The sequence below is a fragment of the Actinomadura chibensis NBRC 106107 genome, assembly GCF_001552135.1.
Taxonomy (GTDB): Bacteria; Actinomycetota; Actinomycetes; order Streptosporangiales; family Streptosporangiaceae; genus Spirillospora; species Spirillospora chibensis.
On record NZ_BCQP01000036.1, the window covers coordinates 34,364 to 52,369 of the forward strand.

Consider the following 18,006-nt stretch of genomic DNA (forward strand, 5'->3'; position numbering starts at 1 on the left):
TCCCGCGATCAACTGATGATGGTGATGAGGTCGGCGCGAAGGGCGTCCAGGTCGGCTTTGGCCTGCGCGCGGGCCGCTGTGACGTCGTTCCCGGCGGGGTGGACGACTTCCAGGTAGCACTTGAGTTTGGGTTCGGTTCCGGAGGGGCGGATGACGACTCGGGCGCCTTCGGCCAGGTGGAATCTGAGTCCGTTGGTGGGTGGTAGGCCGTTCGAGCCGTGGGCGAGGTCGTCGAGCGACTCGACGGCGCGCCCGCCGAGCCGGGGCGGGGGATCCTTGCGTAGCCGCGTCATTGCCGCTGTGATCATCGACGGGTCCTGGGCCCGGATGGAGACCTGTGTGGTGGCGTGTAGGCCGTATCGGCGGGCTTGGTCGTCCAGGAGGTCGGGCAGGGTGCGGCCGTCGCGGTGGGCCTGGGTGGCGAGTGCGGTGATGGCGAGTGCGGCGCTGATGCCGTCTTTGTCGTTGACCAGGACGCCTCGGTCGTCGCCCACGCTGTAGCCGAGTGCTTCTTCGTATCCGAACACCATCCGGTCGGAGGGTCGGGCGGCGCGCATGATCCATTTGAAGCCGGTGAGTGACTCGGCGTATCGGACGCCGTGCCCGGCCGCGATGGCGCGCAGCAGCGAGGACGACACGATCGTCGTGACGACCAGGCGGTCGTCGCCGGTGGTGTGGCGGAGGATGTGTTCGGCGAGCAGGCCGCCGAGTTCGTCGCCGGTGAGTGTCCGCCAGCCGCCCTTGTCGGGGATGGCGATGGCGCAGCGGTCGGCGTCCGGGTCGTTGGCGATCACCAGGTCCGCGCCGCGCTCGCGGGCCAGCGCCAGCGCGAGGTCGAGCGCGCCGGGCTCCTCCGGGTTCGGGAACGCGACGGTCGGGAAGTCGGGGTCGGGCTCGGCCTGCTCGGGCACGACGACCGGGGCCGGGAACCCGGCCCGGTCGAACGCGGCGAGCAGCACGTCGCGCCCCACCCCGTGCAGTGGCGTGTAGACGATCGACAGGGCGCTGTCACCGGTGAAGCCCAGGCGCAGGGACGACACCGCGTCCAGGTAGAGGTCGGTGGTGTCGTGGACGGGCCAGCCTTCGCCCAGCGGCAGCTCGTCGACGCGTCCGACCGCGTCGATGGCGGCGGAGATCTCCGCGTCGGTCGGCGGGGCGATCTGCGCTCCGTCCGCCCAGTACACCTTGTAGCCGTTGTCGCGGGGCGGGTTGTGGCTGGCCGTGACCATCACGCCCGCGACGACGTCGGCGAAGCTCCGGGTGAAGTGCGCCAGGACGGGCGTCGGCACCGGCTCGGCGAACACCTCGGGACGCAGCCCGGCCCCGCTGAGCACGGCCGCGGTGTCGGCGGCGAACCGGCGTGAGCCGTGCCGCGCGTCGAACCCGATGATCACCCGGCTGTCGGGGGGTAGGCAGGCGGCCAGGCCCGCCGCCGCGCGCATCACCGTGACCCGGTTCATCCGGTTCGGACCGGCGCCCAGCTCGCCGCGCAGCCCCGCCGTCCCGAACTCCAGCCGCGCCCCGAACCGGTCAGCCAGCGCCTCGTCGTCGCCCGCGTCCAGAATGGCCCGCAGCTCGGCGCGGGTGCCGGGGTCGGGGTCCTGCGCGAGCCAGTCCCCGGCCCGCGCCCGCAGGTCGCTCACAGCTTCCCGAGGACGGTCGCGAGGAGGGCGCCCATGCGTCCGGCGGCCGCGCGGCCCGCCGCGAGGACCTCCTCGTGGTCGAGCGGCTCACCCGCGAGACCCGCCGCGATGTTGGTGACCAGCGACACGCCCAGCACGTCGGCGCCGCCGCGCCGCGCCGCGATCGTCTCCAGCACGGTCGACATGCCGACCATGTCCGCACCGAGCGTGCGCAGCATCCTGATCTCGGCGGGCGTCTCATACGACGGCCCACGCAACGCCGCATACACCCCCTCCGACAACGTCGGATCCACCTCCCTGGCCAAGGCCCGCAACCGCTCCGAGTACGCCTCGGTCAAATCCAGGAACGACGCCCCCGACAGCGGGTTGGCCCCCGACAGGTTCAGGTGGTCGGCGATCAGCACCGGCTCCCCGACCTTCTGGTGCTCGGGCCGCAGCCCGCCCGCCGCGTTCGTCAGCACCACCGTCCCCACCCCGGCCGCCAACGCCGTCCGGACGGGGTGCACCACCGCATCCACACCGCGCCCCTCGTACAGATGCGTCCGGCCAAGGAACACCAGGGCCCGGCGGCCAGACACCTCCAGGACACGGACCCGCCCGGCATGCCCCTCCACCCCAGGCGGAGCGAACCCCGGCAACTCGGAGACACCCAGCTCCAATTCCGCAGCGCCCAGCGCATCAGCCGCCGGAACCCAGCCCGAACCCATCACCAAAGCGACGTCGAAAGAGTCGACCGACGTGCGGTTACGCAGCTCGTCCGCGGCCTCCCGCGCCAGTGCCAGGGCGGTCATGCCTGCACCAGGGCGCCGGAGCGGGCGACGATCTTGCCGCGCTTCATCACGAGCGTCCGCGGCGGCGGCGCCACGACGAGCTCACCGACCGCCTCGCCCGGGAGGACCACCAGGTCGGCGACGTCTCCGGCCTTGAGGTCGCACGGCGGGGCGCCGAGGACCTCGCGGCCCAGGGTCGTGCCCATGGTGACCGCGAACTCCAGGTCCTCGTCCCTGCGCCAGTACTGCTTGTAGGCCAGGAACGTCGCCCTGGCGAGGATGTCGCCCTCGCCCCACGGCGACCAGCGGCTGCGGGCTGAGTCGGATCCCAGGCACATCCGCACGCCCCGCGCGTGCAGGGCCTTGACGTCCGGCACCGGCAGCAGCCCGTGGACGCCGACGGCGACGGCGATGTCCGCGTCGGCGAGCACCGACGCCAGGCGATCGAACTGCGCGGGCGTCGGGTCGGCCAGGCTGAACACGTCGCACAGGCTGACCTTGCCCTGCATGCCGAGCGCCTTGACCCGCTCGGCGATCCGCTCGATGAGCCAGATGCCCAGTTCGCCGGACTCGTGCGCGTGGAAGTCCACCGGCACCTGGTGCTTGTCGGCGAGGCCGAAGACGATGTCGAGCTGGCGGGCGGCGTCTCCGTCGACACCGGCCGGGTCCAGCCCGCCGATCGCGTCGGCCCCGTCCCGCAGCGCCTGGTCGAGCAGTTCGGCGGTGCCGGGCTTGCGCAGGATGCCGAGCTGGGGGAACGCCACGATCTGGAGGTCCGCGAGGTCGGCCATGTCCGCGCGCACCTGGAGGAGGCCGTGGACGCCGTCGAGGCCGATCTCCGGGGCGACGTCGGTGAACGTCCGAATCGAGGTCGAGCCGTACGCGACGCACATGTCGAGGAAGGCGCGCGCCCGCGTGGCGACGGGCGTCGTCGTCTCCGCCCACTGCCGCAACTGGTCCTCGAACATCTGGTCCATGGTGATCGGCTCGGACGTCCGCCGGACCCACGGCTCGCCCCACAGGCTCTTGTCGGCGTGCGCGTGGCCGTCGACGAAGCCCGGCAGGACGATCTGCCCGGCGAGGTCCTCGACGTGGTCGGCCGGGCCGAGGTCGGCGGGCGGCTCCGTGCCGACGGCGCTGATCGTCCCGTCGGCGACGGTGATGGTCTTCGGGTCGCCCACGCCGTACGGGCGGACGTTGGACAGGATGATTCTGGACATGATTCGCCCTCTCCTACTTCCCGGTGCCCCGGGATGGTGAATGTTCGCGCTCCAGCCGCTCAAGCCGGCTACTCGAGGCGGCTGAGCGCGGCGTCCTCCAGCGCGCCGGCCAGGCGGTAGGCCATGAGCGAGGCCAGCAGGACGGTGGCGACGCCGCCCCAGACGAAGTCGTAGTCCGACAGGGTCGCGGCGACGGTCATCGAGGCGCCGAGCCCGTAGCCGGTGGCGAGCCACTCCGCCACCATGGCCGCGCCGATGGACAGCGGCAGCGCGATCTTGACCGAGGCCAGCAGCGCCGGCAGCGCGTACGGGATGAGCAGCTTCGTCAGGCGGTGCACGCGCCCCGCCCCCACGGCGGTGAGCAGGTCCACGGCGCTTTGCGGGACGGCCCTCATCGCGAGCAGCACGTTGACGAGGATGGGGAAGAACGTCATCACCGCGATCAGGACGGTCACGGCGACGATCCCCCGCCCGAACATCAGGGCGAGCAGCGGCATCGCGGCCACGATCGGGATCGACCGGAGGGCGATCGAGATGGGCATCAGCACCCGCTCGATCACCGGGAACTCGTGCGCGACGACGGCCATCGCCACCGCGAGGACCAGCCCGACCAGGAAGCCGACGCCCGCGTCCCCGATGGTGCGCAGCAGCGACGACAGCAGGTACGGCAGCGGGTCCTCGGCCTCGCCGGAGGCGGTGACGAGCTGGGTGTCCCCGGTGGCGAAGTAGGGCGCGACCTGCAGCGGCCCCCGGGCCACCTCGGCGCCGCCCGGCACGACGAGGACGAGCAGCCACCAGCCGAGCACGACGCCCGCCAGGGTCGCGACCGCCGCGAAGGCGGTGCGCGGCAGCCGGGCGGCGAGCCGCGCGTCCCGCCGCCCGGGCCTCGCCGGACGCGCGCCGAGGACGGTGTCGGTCGACCGCGTCCAGGGCAGGACCAGCCGCACCACCAGCGGCAGCGCCAGGAACGCCGCGGCGGCGAGCAGCGAGGTCACGATCGCGAGGCCCCACGCGCGGGGGACGTCGAACGCGCCCTGCGCCTGGATCATCGCGACCCCGAGTCCCTCCTCGCCGCCCATGTACTCCCCGATGATCGCGCCGAGGATGGCGCTCGGCGCCGCGACCTGGAGCCCGCCGACGAGGCTCGGGATCGCGGCGGGCAGCCGCACCCTGCGGATGACCGTCCACTCCGAGCCGCCCGCGGCGCGCACCACGTCGACCGACGTCCGGTCCACCCCGGCGAGGCCGAGGACGGCGGCGACCAGGGTGGTGAACACCACGGCCTGCGCGGCGAGGATCACGCTCGGGACGTTCCCGCGGAACGCGATGGCGAGCAGCGGCGCGATGGCGATGAGCGGCAGCGCGATCGCGCCGACCGCGACCCGCTCGAACAGCGCCTGGACGCGGGGGAACGGCAGCGTGCACAGGGCCAGCGCGATCGCTATGCCGTTGCCCCACAGGTAGCCCTGCGACGCCGACGCCATGGTGGCGGCCGCGTTCGGGACGTAGTAGTCGGCGTCGTCGCGCATCTGCGCGAGCACGTCGCCGGGCGGCGGCACCAGCGACCCGAACCCGCCGAGCGACAGCACCTGCCAGCCGGCGACCAGCACCGCCACCGTCATCAGGGGCGGGACGGCGTTCCGCAGGCGCGCGGCCCAGCGCGGGCCGGGAGCGTCCGGAGAGGCGCCCCGTTCCCTCCGGACGGCCGCCTTCCGGGAGCCGCCGCGCCCCCGCCGGGAGGACGCGGCCGCCGAGCCGCCGGGCTCCCGCCGGGCGGAGCCGCTCATGGAACGTTCCCGTTCCTGCCGGGCGGGGGTGCTCATGGGCGCGTCCCGTTCCCGTGGCCGGCGAACAGCCTCTCCGACAGCTCGTCGCACAGCGCGTGGAAGGCGCCGTCCTGCAGGATCTCGGGCGTGCGCGGCCGCGGCAGGTCGACCCGGACGACGTCCAGGATCGTTCCAGGCCGCGGTGACATCAGGACCACGGTGTCCGAGAGCAGGACCGCCTCGGCGATGCCGTGGGTGACCAGCACCGTGGTCGTGCCCCGCTCCGCCCAGATCCGCTGCAGCTCGAAGTTGAGCCGCTGGCGGGTCAGGTCGTCCAGCGCCCCGAACGGCTCGTCCAGGAGCAGGAGTTCGGGGTCGGTGACCAGGGACCGGGCCAGCGACACCCGCTGGCGCATGCCTCCGGACAGCTGCGACGGCCGCGACTTCTCGAACCCCGTGAGCCCGACCAGCCGGATCAGGTCGGCGACCGCGTCGCCGCCGCGCCGGCCCGCGACCTCCAGCGGGAGCCGGATGTTGGCCTCGACGCTCCGCCACGGCAGCAGTCCGGCGTCCTGGAACGCGACGCCGACGCCGTGCCCCTCGCGCAGCTCGCGCGGCGTCCGGCCGTGGACGGTGACCGTCCCGGCGGTCGGGGTCTCCAGGTCGGCCAGCATCCGCAGCACCGTGGACTTGCCGCACCCGGACGGGCCCAGCAGCCCGACGAACTCGCCGCGGCGGGACGAGAAGGTGAACTCCCGCAGCGCCTCGACCGACGCCCCCTTGCCGCTGAACGTCTTCTTCAAGCCGCTCGTGCGAATCCCCTCGGCGCCCTGCGCATCGTCTGAGGTGGCGCGGGACGGATCGGCGTCCGGCAGTGTTCTCTCCTCCGGCATGGCGCGCCTCACCCCCCGAGCAGCTCGTTGGTGAACAGCGACGTGTCGAGCTTGATCCCGATGCTGCTCAGGCTCGTGATCGTCTCCTGGATGAGCGCGTCGGACATCCAGAACAGCCCCTTGGACGCGGCGCCGCCGTCGCCGCTGACGTACGGCGCGATGGCGGCGAGCGACTTGGCCTGCTCGTCGTGCTTCAGGCCGAGCTTCGCGCCGTACCGCTTGACGATCACGTCGGCGGCGTGCCGCTGGTCGCGCAGCGCCGCCTCCCAGCCCTGCCTGCTGGCCGCCATGAACTTGCGGGCGCGCTCGCGGGCGGCGGGGTCGTCCAGCGTCTTCTGGGACGCGAAGAAGACGCTCTGCATCCGGTTGAACCCGAAGTCCGCCAGCGGCATCACGTGCGTCTTGACCCCGCGCAGCTCCAGCGACACCGGCTGGTTCGAGGCGAACCCCCAGATCGCGTCCACCTCGCGGGCGGCGAGCGGCGCGGGGTCGAACTGGATCGGCACCAGCTTCACCTTGCTGACGTCCACGCCGTTGCGCTTCATGAACACCAGGGCGGTGTTCTTCCCCGCCAGGGTGATGCCGAGCTTCTTGCCCTCGATCTCCTTGGGGCTCTTGACCGGACGGTCGGCGAGCGAGATCCAGGACTCGGGGCTCTTCAGCAGCCCGGCCCCGACGATCTTCAGTTTCGCGCCGCGGGCGACGGCGGTGGCGACGTTCTCCGGGATCGCCTCGACGCCGAGGTCGACCCGGCTCGTCGTGACCATGGGGACGACCGCGGAGTTCGGCCCGCCCGGCAGGACGTCGACGTTGAGTCCCTGCTTGGTGTAGAGGCCGTCCTCGGCCGCGATGAAGATGCCCGCGTACTCCGCGTTCGGAATCCAGGCGAGCTTCACCGCGAACCGGCCTTTTCCGGCTTTGCCGCCGGCGGCGTCGCTGGAACCGCAGGCGGACAGCCAGGGGACGGCCGAGCCGACCGCCGCCACGGCCGCGCCCTGACCGGCGACCCGGAGGAAGGAACGCCGGCCCATGCCGGGCGGCGTGCAGGTGTGGGTCATTCGTGCTCCCGAAAGAGTCGTCGTCGTGATCGCCGTGGTGAATGGGGCTAGCGCTCTACGCGAGGTCGTTTTCCGCGAGCAGCGTGTGGATGACGTGAGCGTTTCCGCTGTTGGCGAAGTGCTCCGTCTCACGGATCATTCCGTCGAGATGCACGACCATGAGCCGTTCGGCGCCGTCGGCGTCCCGGTCCGAGATGCTGGCGACGATGCCGCGGTGCTCCTGGTCCCACCGAAGCAGTGCGTCCCGCTTGATTCCGATCATGATGAGCAGTCGTTCGAGCACGTCGAGGCGCTCGTCGAACACGGTCATGCTGATGGCCTGGATCTGCTTGTTGTGCGAGGCCTGGCCGATCGTCTTGTGGAAGGCGAGCCGCTCCCGCCAGCGCGCCTCGCCGTCCGTCGCGACCATCTCCCGCAGCCGGGCGACCTCCTCCGGCCGCGCCCGCAGGGCGGCGGCCCGCGCGGCCTCCCGCTCGATGCCCCGGCGGCCGATCAGGTGGTCGATCAGGTCGTGGACGTCGCGCATGGCGAGCGCGTCGGCGAAGGACGACTCACGGCGGCTGTCCAACTGCTGGTTGGCCGCGACGCGGCTGCCCTCCTCGGTGAGGATGCGCCCCTTCTTTCCCAGCGACTGGGTGAGGGCGCGCTCGTCGAGGTCGTTGAGCAGCCGGCTCACCGTCGACTCGCTGACGTCGAAGCCGCGTTCCCGCAGGTGGCGGGTCGCGGCCCGCGCGCCCACCGGGCCCTCCTGGGCGCTCATGAACGCCAGCAGCGCGGACTCCATCGTCGGCGTGTGCCGCACGGTCGCCTCCTCCTGTCAGTTCCGTGGACGGAACCGTAGGCGGGCTTGTCGGTGTATGTCAATAGTGACGAACGTATGTGGATTGTGGCACTGTATGCCCGCAATTGATGTACGAGAGGATCTGGATGAACGGCGACAAGCTGGCCCACCACCTGCACCTTCGCGCCGGGGACGTCGGGCGGTACGCGCTCCTGCCCGGCAACCCCGACCAGGTGGCCTCGATCGCGGCGCTCCTCGACGCCCCGGAGTTCGTCGCCCGCAACCGCGAGTTCGAGACCTGGCGCGGCACGCTGGACGGCGAGCGGGTCCTCGTGACCTCCACGGGCGTCGGCGGACCGTCCACGGCCCTCGCCGTCGAGGAACTCGCCGCGCTCGGGGTCGACACGATGATCCGGATCGGGGTGTCGGGCTCGATGCGGCCCGACGCCGCGAACGGCGAGCTGGCCGTCCTCACCGCGGCGATCCGCGACGAGGGCACCACCAGGCAGTACCTGCCGGTCGAGTTCCCGGCGGTCGCCGACCTCGACGTGCTGCTCGCGCTCCGGGAGGCCGCCGAGCGCGCGGGCGTCCCGTACCGGTGCGGGCCGGCGCACACCAAGGACTCCTACTACGGCGAGACGGAACCGGACCGGATGCCGCTCGCGGCGGCGCTGACCGAGCGGTTCGAGGCCTGGCGCCGCGGCGGGGCCGTCTGCTCGGAGATGGAGACCGCCGCCGTGTTCATCGTCGGCGCCGTGCTCGGGGTGCGCACGGGCGGCGTCGTGATGATGTGGAGCCGGGACGCCATCGACACCGGCGCCGCGCCGTCCAGCGACCCGCTGTTCGCCACCGCCGTGGACGCGGTGCGCGCCCTCATCGCGGCGGCTCCGCGCTCCGGCGCGCCCGTGCGGTCCGCCGCCGGAGCGTGATGGGCCCGACGACGCCGAGCGGCCCCGCCGGACGGGCCGCGACGTGACCACGGACCACCCGCCCCTGGAGGCCGAGGGAGACTCGCCAGACCGATCCGGCACGAACGGCCGGACCCCCGAACCCGGGCCCGCGCGTCCCGCCGACGCGGTACCGGCGCGGCCCGTCGACGCGGCGCTGGCGCGTCCCGCCGACGCGGCGCGCGGGCGCGGCGGCGCGTTCCGGCGCCGCCTCGGGGCGCTGGTCGCCGTCGTCCTCGTCGCCGTGAACCTCCGGGTCGCGGTGACGAGCCTCGGCGCCGTCCTCGACCAGGCCCGCGCCGACCTCGGGATGTCCACGTTCGCCGCCTCCACCGCGGCGGCCCTGCCGGTCGTGTGCTTCGGCGGCTTCGCCCTGGGGACGCCCTGGCTCATCCGGCGCGCGGGCGCGAACACCGGGCTGGGCCTCGCCCTCGGACTGCTCGTGGTCGGGCTGCTCGTCCGGGTCGTCGGCGGCGAGGCGACCCTGCTCGCGGGCACCTTCGTCGCCTGCGCCGGCATCGCGGTGGGGAACGTGCTGGTCCCGGTGATCGTCAAGATGGAGTTCGCGGCCCGGGTCGGGGAGGTCACCGGCGCCTACAGCGCCGCCATGTCCGCCGGGGCCGCGATCGGCGCCGCCGCCACCGTGCCGGTCGGCGACGCCACCGGCGGTTGGCGCGGCGGGCTCGCGGCCTGGGCCGTCCTCGCCGCCGTCACCCTGGCGGTCTGGCTGCCGCGGACGCGCCGGACCGCCGCCCCGGCCGAGCACCGCGCGCCGGCGACGGCCATGATGCACAGCCCGGTCGCCTGGTCGGTCACCCTGCTCTTCGCGACGCAGTCCGTGCTCGCCTTCGTCGTCATGGCCTGGCTTCCGACCGTCTACCTCGACGCCGGCTTCACACCGGACGAGGCGGGCACGCTCCTCGCCGTCGCCCTCCTCGTCGGCATACCGGTGTACTTCGCCGTGCCGGTCCTGGCGGCGCGGCTGCGGCGGCAGGGAGCGCTCGGCGCGGGCATGACCGTCGTCCAGATCGCCGGCCTGGCCGGGCTCCTGCTCCGCCCGGAGACGCTTCCCTGGCTCTGGGCGGTCTTCGTCGGCATCGGCGGCGGCGTGTTCCCGCTGACCCTGGCGCTGTTCAGCATGCGGACCCGCACCGCGGCGGACACGGCCGCCCTCTCGGCGATGGCGCAGAGCGTCGGCTACCTCCTGGCCGCCTTCGGCCCGTTCACCGTCGGTGTCCTCCGCGACGCAACCGGCTCCTGGACCGCCCCGATAGCACTCCTCATGGCTATCTGCGTCCTCCAGACGGCCCTGTCCTTCAGCGCAGGCTTCCCGCGCTTCGTAGAAACCACGCCCGAAGGCCGCCGCCCATGAACCCGCCCCACCACCGCACGAACCACCGACCTGCTCACCCCCTGTGGACGGCGCTCGCAAAGGCCACCGCCGTAACCCTGTGAACAAAGGGTGATACCAGGCTCACTCGATCTCCGTTGACCCGTCCCCGGGCAGGCTCCATCCTGGCGATGTAGACCACTCACTGTGGTCGATTACGTGCCGAGCGTCGTGGAGAAGGGGAGACGACGCATCCGCCGAGCGGGTGGCAGGCCCGGCGACCGGGTCGGCGCCGAAAGGGAGGCTGGCCATGGGAGATGTCGACGATCACGCGATCGTCATCGGCGCCGGTGTCAGCGGGGTCCTCGCCGCTCGGGCGCTGGCCCGCCGGTTCGCCCGCGTCACCATCGTCGAGCGCGACACCCTGCCGCGGGAGCCGGCTTTCCGGCCGGGGATTCCGCAGTCCCCACAGATCCACGCGTTCTGGAAACACGGTGTGGACTGCGCCGAACACCTCCTCCCCGGCCTGACCCGGGAACTCACCGACCAGGGCGCCCACCAGTTGATCGTCCCCAGGGACTTCCTGTGGCTGAGCCCTGTCGGCTGGTTCCCCCGGGTTTCGGGCACCGCCGACATGACCTGTAGCCGGGCCCTGGTCGACTGGACGCTGCGGCGCATGGCGGTGGCCGACGACCGCATCGAGTTCCTGGAGGGAAGCCAGGTCACGGGGCTGGTGGCCACTCCGGACGGGGACGGCGTGAACGGCGTCCGTGTGCGCGGCGAGGGCTCCGCCGAGCCTCGGGTCCTCAGCGCGGGACTGGTCGCCGACGCCAGCGGACGCCGGTCCGACGCCACCCGGTGGTTGACCGAACTCGGGTACCCCTCGCCCGCGGTGGAACGCTATGACGCCGGATTCGGCTACTCCAGCCGCTACTACAAGCTGCCGGACTCCATCGGGCAGGACTGGAAGGCGATCTACATCCAGACCAGCCCGAACACCCCTCGCGGCGGGGTGCTGGTGCCCGTCGAAGGGGGACGCTGGATGGCCACGCTCCTGGGCTGCGGCGAGGAGAGCATCCCGCCCACCAGGGACGACCGGTACCTCGCCTACGCCCGCAGCCTGCGCAGCCCCGTCCTGTACGACGTTCTCCGGGAGGCCGAGCCCCTGTCGGACGCTCAGGCGTTCCGCAACACCGCCAACGAATGGCGCCATTACGAGTCCCTGGACCGCTGGCCGCACGGCTTCATGGTGCTGGGCGACGCCTTGTGCCGGTTCAACCCCGTCTACGGCCAGGGCATGACGGTCGCGGCCATGACCGCCAGAGCCGTCGCCGACGAGATCGACGGGATGGACCCCGCCCGGATCCGCCGCGACTCCGCGCGCCTGCAACGGGTGGCCGCCGCGCAGTCGGCCAACGCGTGGGGCCTGGCCACCGGGGAGGACCTCCGCTTCCCCTGGACGCAAGGCCGCCCGCCGGGAGCGAAGGTCAAGCTGCTGCACCAGTACATGGACCACGTCGTGGCGGCGGGCAACGTCGACCCGGCCACCTGCCGGACGATCTTCCAGGTCTTCGGCATGAACGTCCCGCCCACGGCGCTGTTCAGACCGTCGTCCATCACCCGGGTCATGCGCCGCTGGCGCACCCCAACAACCTCGTCCACCCCAGCGAGCCCCCCACCCCCAACCACCTGACACTGTGTCCTTCGACGGGAGCGGGGCTCGCCGGACCCACCGACATCGGCTATCTCGGCATTGACGAGCCGGGGAGGGCGGACGTGCCCTGACCGGTCCTCCGAGGGGGCGGATCAGGGCCGTCAGGTAGGTGGCGACCCGGGCGGCCGCCTCGCCCTCGGTGGGATCCGGGTTCAAAGGTGGTGTGCGAGCAAGTTGAGTAGCCAGGTGGTGGCGGCGGCGGTGGCTCCGGCGGTGACCGCGCCGGGCAGGGCGTCGCGCAGGATGCCGGTCAGGGCGATGCGGTGTCGGTGCAGGAAGGTGCGCATGGGTGCTCCCCGTGGTCTGTGGAGAGCGGGTGGCCGGCCGGGCCCGCGGTGAACTCCATCGTCACCGTCGTGGCCGCCTCCGGACTGGATACCGGACCAACCCGGAGGATTCTCTCCTGCGCCGCCGTCGGCAGGGCAGGCTGGACAGCGGCTTCACCCGGACCGGCTCCCGCGCCAGGGCAGGGGTCCGGCGGAGTCCGGGAAACGGCTCCCGGGCCAGTGAGGCGGACGGGGAGGCGGCGCGACGTGGTGACGGCAGGGCAGCCGGGATCGGCGATGCCCGACCCTGAAGAGGTGCACACCACTGGGGATCTGGCGCGGGCCTTGAACCGGTTACGGGGCACGCGTTCTTATGCCGAGTTGGACAAGGCCGCACGCGCACTACCGCGCGCGCCGGGTGAGCCGCAGGCACGGCTGCCCGCGAGCACCCTGGGGGATCTGTTCGACCCTGGCAAGCTGTGCCGCCCCGGGACGCTGCTGACCTATCTGGCGGTGTGCGGGGTGCCCCGTGACCGGCGGGAGGCGTGGGAGCGGGCCCGCGACCGCGCCGGTGCGGGAGCCGGTGGTGGGCCGCCCGGCGCGGTGCGGGTCAGGGACGCGCACTGGCGGATGTTGGGTGTGCACGAGCCGATCCAGGTGCCCGGTGCGGATCCTGGGACCTTGCCCGCCTATGTCGAGCGTGATCTGGACTGTGAACCGGTCAGCGGGATACGCGACCGGATGGCGGCCGCCGCCGCACGCGGCGGGTTCGTGGTGGTGGTGGGCGGGTCCTCGACCGGCAAGACCCGTTGCCTGCTGGAGGCGGTACGCGCCCTTCTGGGCGACTGGTGGCTGCTGCGCCCGCGCGATCCCGGACACCTGGCCGAGCTGGCGGCCGAACCGCCGCCGCGGCTGGTGGTGTGGCTGGACGAGCTGCAAGACCACATGGGTGACGGTGGTTTGACCGCCGGGACCGCCGACAAGCTGATCTCGGGCGGCTGCGTGCTGGTGGGCACCTTGTGGCCGTCCTACCACGACCTGTATCGCGCTTCACCGGCCTCGGCCTTCGGCGTCGGCGGGGACGCTGACCGGTACCGGGCGGAACGCCAGGTGATCCGTTTGGCGCAGGTCCTGCATCTTCCGGCCCGTCCGACCGCGGCCGAGGACCAGCGTGCCCGCGCCCTGGCCGACCCCGCCGCCGCGGGCGGCGGAGATACGCGTCTGCGCGCGGCACTGCGAGACCAGGAGTACGGGTTCACTCAGACCATCGCGGCCGCGCCCCAGTTGGTGGAGTGCTGGAACAACGCCGATCCCTACGCGGGCGCGATCCTGACCGCCGCCGTCGACGCCGTCCGGCTGGGCGTGCGCTCCCCGCTGCCGGCAGGGCTGCTACGGGACGCCGCCCCCGGCTACTGCACTCCCGCCCAACAGGCCAGGGCCCCGGCCAACTGGTTCGAGCAGTCCTTGGACTACGCCACCCAGCGCCTGCACGGCGCCACGGCCGCGCTCAGCCCCGTCAGCGACGGCATGACCATGGGCACCACGTCTGGCTACCGGCTCGCCGACTACCTGCTGCAGCACGCGCTTCCCCAACGCCGTCCGCACAGCCCGCCCGCCACCTTCTGGACTGCCGGCCTGACCCACCTGTCCGACCCCGGCGACCACAGTCGTCTGGGCCGCGGTGCCGCCGACCGGCTTCGCTACCGCCACGCCATCCCCCTGCTCGGCCACGGTGCCGACAATGGCGACACATACGCCGCCATGCGGCTGGCCCGCCTGCTGGTCAGGCAAGGCAAGGCGGAGGAGTTGCGCACCCGCGCCGACAACGGCGACCTTTACGCGGCCACACGGCTGGCCGACCTGCTCACTGGGCAAGGCCAGATCGAGCAGGCCCTCAGCGTCCTGCGCCCCTTCGCCGACAACGGCGACGTGGACGCGGCCACTCGGCTGGCCGACCTGCTCGCCAGGCAACGCCGGGTCGAGGAACTACGCGCCCGTGCCGACAACGGCGACCCATACGCCGCCACGCGGCTGATCAACCTCCTCGCCGAGCAGGGCGGGGCCGAGCAGACCCTCAGCGTGCTGCGTACTCGCGCCGACAACGGTGACTCACACGCGGCCGCGCGGTTGGTCAACCTGCTCGTCGAGCAAGGCCAGATCGATGAACTGCGCACCCTCGCCGACAACGGGGGCCTGCACGCGACCATGCGGCTGGCCGACCTGCTCGCCGAGCATGGCCAAGTCGACGAACTGCGCAGCCGCGCCGACAAGGGCGACCAATACGCGGCCACGGAACTGGCCGATCTGCTCGCCAGGGAAGGCCAGACCGAACAAGCCCTCGGCATCCTGCGCACCCTCGCGGACGAACTCAATATGTTCGCGGCCATGAAGCTGGCCAACCTGCTCGCCGAGCAAGGCCAGACCGATGAACTGCGCAGCCGCGCCGACGACGGCGACCACCTCGCGGCCCTGCGACTGGCTCGCCTGCTCGCCGAGGAAGACCGGACAGAGGAACTACGCACCCGTGCCGAGAACGGCGACCCATATGCGACCATGCGGCTGGGCGGCCTGCTCGCTGAACGAGGCCGGACCGAGCAAGCCCTCGGCATCCTGCGCACCCTCGCCGACAACGGCGGCCCGTTCGCCGAGCATCTCGCCGATTCTTTGAAGGCCCACAATCCTGACGAGGCCAGCCGATTGGCGCGGTTCGGCCTCACCGCCAGCGGCGAAATCGAGACCGGGCCGTCAGACTAGGACCGCTGCGCTCTCAAGCGATCGAGATCCTGTTGCGCGCCATGGGCGTCGCCGATGGGGACCTGGTGGCGACGGTTGACCAGTCCCGTCTAGCGGTCGGGTTCGATCTGTGCCGGTCATGCAGCGGATCGACGGCGGGTGTGTGAGGTCTGGTCGGGGTTGGTGGTGTGGGTCGGCTCGGGGCGGCCGGTCATCCAGCGAAGCAGGCGGAAGGCGCGTTCGCTGATGGTGTCCGGGGCGAAGACGGCGGCGAGCAGGATGACGAGCAGGAGCGTGAGTTCGGCGCTGGCGAGGATGGCGGCAAGGTCCGGGTAGATGAGCGCGACGCCTGTCGGTACGGCCAGGATCGTGGCGGCCAGGCCGAAGGAGGCTCCACGGCTGGACGGGACGCCGGCGGCGGACTTGGTGGGAGTGGTCATTCTCGGCGTCCTCGGGTGTGACCGGCCCTGGAGACATGGCGTTGCAGGGTGGCTGTCCAGGCCCAGACGACGGCGGCCGGGGCGTGCAGGAGGAAGTCGCGCAGTAGGGTGGGGTGCTCATCGGGCTCGTAGTCGAACAGGGACTCGGCGACGTCGTCGCGCCACCGTCGTGCGTGTTCGGGGGGCATGAGCGCCGCGGCCGCTCGGATCGACCAGGGAACGACGCTGCCGTCGATGACGTCGGCCGGTGCCCGTCTCTTGGGTGTGAAAGCCGCACCGAGGAGAGCGGCCGGAACCCGGACCAGGACACCAACGGTCAACACGGTCGCGGTCAGGACGCCCGCGGCGAGGGCGAGCACCCCGGCGATGCCACCCGCGGCGGTGGCCAGCAGGGAGAGATCGCGGATGAGCGGGTCCGATGGGTCGGTTTCGGCCGCCCCCGTGATCACCAGGAAAGTGAAGAGAGCGGTGCAGGCGCTTCCTATGATCGCGAGGACGGTGAGCGTGCGGTGGGCACGGTCGAAGATCGCGGTCAGCTTCGCGCGGAGGCGGCCGGACGAGAGCCCGACGATCAACACCAGGCCGGTGATCGCGCCGCCCGCGGTGGTGCTCTGGATTGCGAATCCGCAACTGAAGTACGTCGCGCCCTCAGAGGTTTCCGGGCCGCTGGCGATGACGTGCTCGATCAGACGCGTCACGGTCTCGGCGTGGCCGGTGGCGTAGCCGATGTAGCCGGCGACGAGACTGGTCAGGGTGACGACGAGACAGGCTAAGACCAGGGCGCCGAAGCTGTGCGTGGCGAGCTTCAAGGACCCGCGCACCCCGAGGCGGTCGTAGGCGGTCATTGGAAGTTCGCACCGCCCTCGGCCAGACCGCGCAGGGCGCGGGGGCGGCGGGCACCGGCCAGGGCGGCGCTGGCCTGCGCGGCGCCGCCGGCGGTGAGCCGGTAGTAGCGGCGGGCGGGCCGCTTCTCTATGTGCGGGTCGATGTCCTCTTTGCGGGAGGTGACCCAGCCCTCGGTCTCCAGTCGCAGCAGGATCGGGTGGGTGGTGCCGGGCATCAGCCCGGTCTCTTGCGAGAGTTCCCGGCCATAGAGCTCGCGGGTGGGGTCGCGCAGCAGCGCCTGCAAGACCATCTGGGTCTGCAACGTCATCCTGAAAGCCACACTTGAACTCTAACTAGGGTCACGCCCGGCTGTCCATAGTCGAACTCTAACTAGGTCGGAAGGCAGCCGATCGATCAACGGCGACCAGCGCAATCGGCCGGATGGGCAATTCGCGTCCTCCTGGCGGTCTACGGGGGATCTGGGGGTCTTCCCCGATGCCGGGCGGGGGTGGTCATTGGAGAGGCTGGCCCGCATGACAGTGATGAGAGCCACCGCGCTGGCCGTCGTGATGGTCGCCGCCATGCCCGCGACGGCCGTGGCGCAGACGCCAACGGCAAAGGACGCGCTCACCAAGGTGGTGACCGAGGCGAAGGCGCCCTCGGTCATCGCCCGGTGGGGCGTGGACGGCAGGTCTTACGAGTTCCGTTACGGGGTCCGCAGGGCTGGTGGGCACGCCCCAGCCGTGCAGGGTGTGTTCCGGATCGGCAGCGTCACCAAGACCTTCACGGCCACGGTGATCCTCCAGCTGGTCGGAGAAGGCCGACTCTCGCTGGACGACGATGTGGAACGGCTGTTGCCGGGCGCCGTCCCGGACGGGGCGTCGGGGATCACCGTGCGGCATCTGCTGCGGCACACCTCGGGGCTGCCGGAGTATCCCGACGAGTCGGCGTTCGATGACAGCGGGGCGCTGAAGGACCCGTTCCGCACCTGGACGCCGCGCGCGCTCCTCTCGGCGATCAAGGGGCGGCCACGCGAGCCGCTCGGCACGTTCCACTACGCGCAGACCAACTACGTGCTGCTCGGCATGATCATCGAGAAGGTCACGGGGACGCGCTACGCGACGGCGGTCAGGCAACGCGTCCTGCGCCCCCTGAACCTGACCCACACCTACGTGCCGGGCACCGAGACCTTCCTGAAGGGAAGGCACAACCGGGGCTACGTCCTGGACGGCGGGACGGGCCGGTACGTCGACGTCACCGCCCTGAACCCTTCGATCATGGACGCGGCCGGGCGGATCGTCTCCGACACCCGCGATCTGGCGACCTTCCAGCGCGGCCTGCCCCGGCTCCTGGCCCCGGCGCAGTTGGACGAGATGCGCACCCCGACACCCGGCGGCAGCTACGGCGCCGGAGTGGAGAACATCCCGCTGAAGTGCGGCACCTTCTACGGCCACGCGGGCGGCGTCCCCGGATACTTCACCCTGACCGCCGCCTCCAAGGACGGGCGCCGCTGGTTCGCCGCCTCGGCGACCCTCAACGGGCCGCAAGCCGTCCAGGGACTCATCACCACGTTGGGCGCCGCGCTCAACACCGCGTTGTGCCCGTGAGAGCCCGACCCGA

Annotated in this window: 16 protein-coding genes; 5 read left to right on the forward strand and 11 right to left on the reverse strand. The window is 72.1% G+C overall.

Features of this window, described 5'->3' with window-relative positions; translation table 11 throughout:
- Positions 1-8: 8 nt before the first annotated feature.
- The 7 genes from ACH01S_RS20510 to ACH01S_RS20540 form a co-directional block, all read right to left on the reverse strand.
- A complete protein-coding gene (locus tag ACH01S_RS20510; RefSeq protein ID WP_067893619.1) occupies positions 9-1,643 on the reverse strand; it encodes a phospho-sugar mutase in 1,635 nt (544 codons plus the stop codon).
- Positions 1,640-2,434, reverse strand: coding sequence for a purine-nucleoside phosphorylase (locus tag ACH01S_RS20515; RefSeq protein ID WP_067893621.1), 795 nt, complete (start codon positions 2,432-2,434; stop codon positions 1,640-1,642). The genes ACH01S_RS20510 and ACH01S_RS20515 overlap by 4 nt, the downstream gene beginning before the upstream one ends.
- Complete coding sequence (locus tag ACH01S_RS20520; RefSeq protein ID WP_067893623.1) at positions 2,431-3,633, reverse strand: amidohydrolase; 1,203 nt, start codon at positions 3,631-3,633, stop codon at positions 2,431-2,433. Before ACH01S_RS20520 ends, ACH01S_RS20515 begins: the two co-directional genes overlap by 4 nt.
- 68 nt (positions 3,634-3,701) lie before the next feature.
- Positions 3,702-5,456: an ABC transporter permease gene (locus ACH01S_RS20525; RefSeq protein WP_148344069.1), complete on the reverse strand. Its 1,755-nt coding sequence runs from the start codon at positions 5,454-5,456 to the stop codon at positions 3,702-3,704.
- Positions 5,453-6,292: an ABC transporter ATP-binding protein gene (locus tag ACH01S_RS20530; RefSeq protein WP_067893627.1), complete on the reverse strand. Its 840-nt coding sequence runs from the start codon at positions 6,290-6,292 to the stop codon at positions 5,453-5,455. The genes ACH01S_RS20525 and ACH01S_RS20530 overlap by 4 nt, the downstream gene beginning before the upstream one ends.
- An 8-nt stretch (positions 6,293-6,300) precedes the next feature.
- Positions 6,301-7,350 (reverse strand): ABC transporter substrate-binding protein, encoded by a 1,050-nt coding sequence (locus ACH01S_RS20535; RefSeq protein WP_067893629.1) that lies wholly within the window; start codon positions 7,348-7,350, stop codon positions 6,301-6,303.
- A 55-nt stretch (positions 7,351-7,405) separates the two neighbouring features.
- On the reverse strand, positions 7,406-8,152 hold the full coding sequence (locus tag ACH01S_RS20540; protein ID WP_067893631.1) for an FCD domain-containing protein: 747 nt from the start codon (positions 8,150-8,152) through the stop codon (positions 7,406-7,408).
- Between the two features lie 107 nt (positions 8,153-8,259).
- Here ACH01S_RS20540 and ACH01S_RS20545 point away from each other — a divergent pair, with 107 nt between their 5' ends.
- The 3 genes from ACH01S_RS20545 to ACH01S_RS20555 all read left to right on the forward strand — a co-directional run bounded on the left by ACH01S_RS20545 (position 8,260) and on the right by ACH01S_RS20555 (position 12,101).
- On the forward strand, positions 8,260-9,060 hold the full coding sequence (locus ACH01S_RS20545) for a nucleoside phosphorylase (protein ID WP_067893633.1): 801 nt from the start codon (positions 8,260-8,262) through the stop codon (positions 9,058-9,060).
- Positions 9,061-9,103: 43 nt separating this feature from the next.
- Entirely contained in the window at positions 9,104-10,450 is a 1,347-nt protein-coding gene (locus tag ACH01S_RS20550) for an MFS transporter (protein ID WP_083980914.1), read from the forward strand.
- Between the two features lie 268 nt (positions 10,451-10,718).
- The gene (locus ACH01S_RS20555) at positions 10,719-12,101 is read left to right on the forward strand and encodes an NAD(P)/FAD-dependent oxidoreductase (RefSeq protein WP_067893635.1); all 1,383 of its coding nucleotides are present in this window, start codon (positions 10,719-10,721) and stop codon (positions 12,099-12,101) included.
- Positions 12,102-12,274: 173 nt separating this feature from the next.
- On the opposite strand, the gene ACH01S_RS46095 is transcribed toward ACH01S_RS20555, so the two are convergent.
- The gene (locus ACH01S_RS46095; protein ID WP_255220295.1) at positions 12,275-12,409 is read right to left on the reverse strand and encodes a hypothetical protein; all 135 of its coding nucleotides are present in this window, start codon (positions 12,407-12,409) and stop codon (positions 12,275-12,277) included.
- Between the two features lie 276 nt (positions 12,410-12,685).
- On the opposite strand from ACH01S_RS46095, the gene ACH01S_RS20560 reads away from it, so the two are divergent.
- Positions 12,686-15,142, forward strand: coding sequence for a tetratricopeptide repeat protein (locus ACH01S_RS20560; protein ID WP_067893636.1), 2,457 nt, complete (start codon positions 12,686-12,688; stop codon positions 15,140-15,142).
- 116 nt (positions 15,143-15,258) lie between these two features.
- Here ACH01S_RS20560 and ACH01S_RS20565 read toward each other — a convergent pair whose 3' ends face one another.
- From ACH01S_RS20565 to ACH01S_RS20575, 3 genes are read right to left on the reverse strand one after another with little or no spacing between them, the layout of a single operon-like run.
- Positions 15,259-15,561, reverse strand: coding sequence for a hypothetical protein (locus tag ACH01S_RS20565; protein ID WP_067893638.1), 303 nt, complete (start codon positions 15,559-15,561; stop codon positions 15,259-15,261).
- Positions 15,558-16,406 carry a hypothetical protein gene (locus ACH01S_RS20570; RefSeq protein WP_067893640.1) on the reverse strand — a complete coding sequence of 283 codons (849 nt, stop codon included), beginning with the start codon at positions 16,404-16,406 and terminating at the stop codon, positions 15,558-15,560. The genes ACH01S_RS20565 and ACH01S_RS20570 overlap by 4 nt, the downstream gene beginning before the upstream one ends.
- Positions 16,403-16,726 carry a PadR family transcriptional regulator gene (locus ACH01S_RS20575; RefSeq protein ID WP_246236412.1) on the reverse strand — a complete coding sequence of 108 codons (324 nt, stop codon included), beginning with the start codon at positions 16,724-16,726 and terminating at the stop codon, positions 16,403-16,405. The genes ACH01S_RS20570 and ACH01S_RS20575 overlap by 4 nt, the downstream gene beginning before the upstream one ends.
- Positions 16,727-16,919: 193 nt before the next feature.
- Between ACH01S_RS20575 and ACH01S_RS20580 the strand changes: the two genes are divergently transcribed.
- On the forward strand, positions 16,920-17,993 hold the full coding sequence (locus ACH01S_RS20580) for a serine hydrolase domain-containing protein (RefSeq protein ID WP_067893642.1): 1,074 nt from the start codon (positions 16,920-16,922) through the stop codon (positions 17,991-17,993).
- Positions 17,994-18,006: the final 13 nt, after the last annotated feature.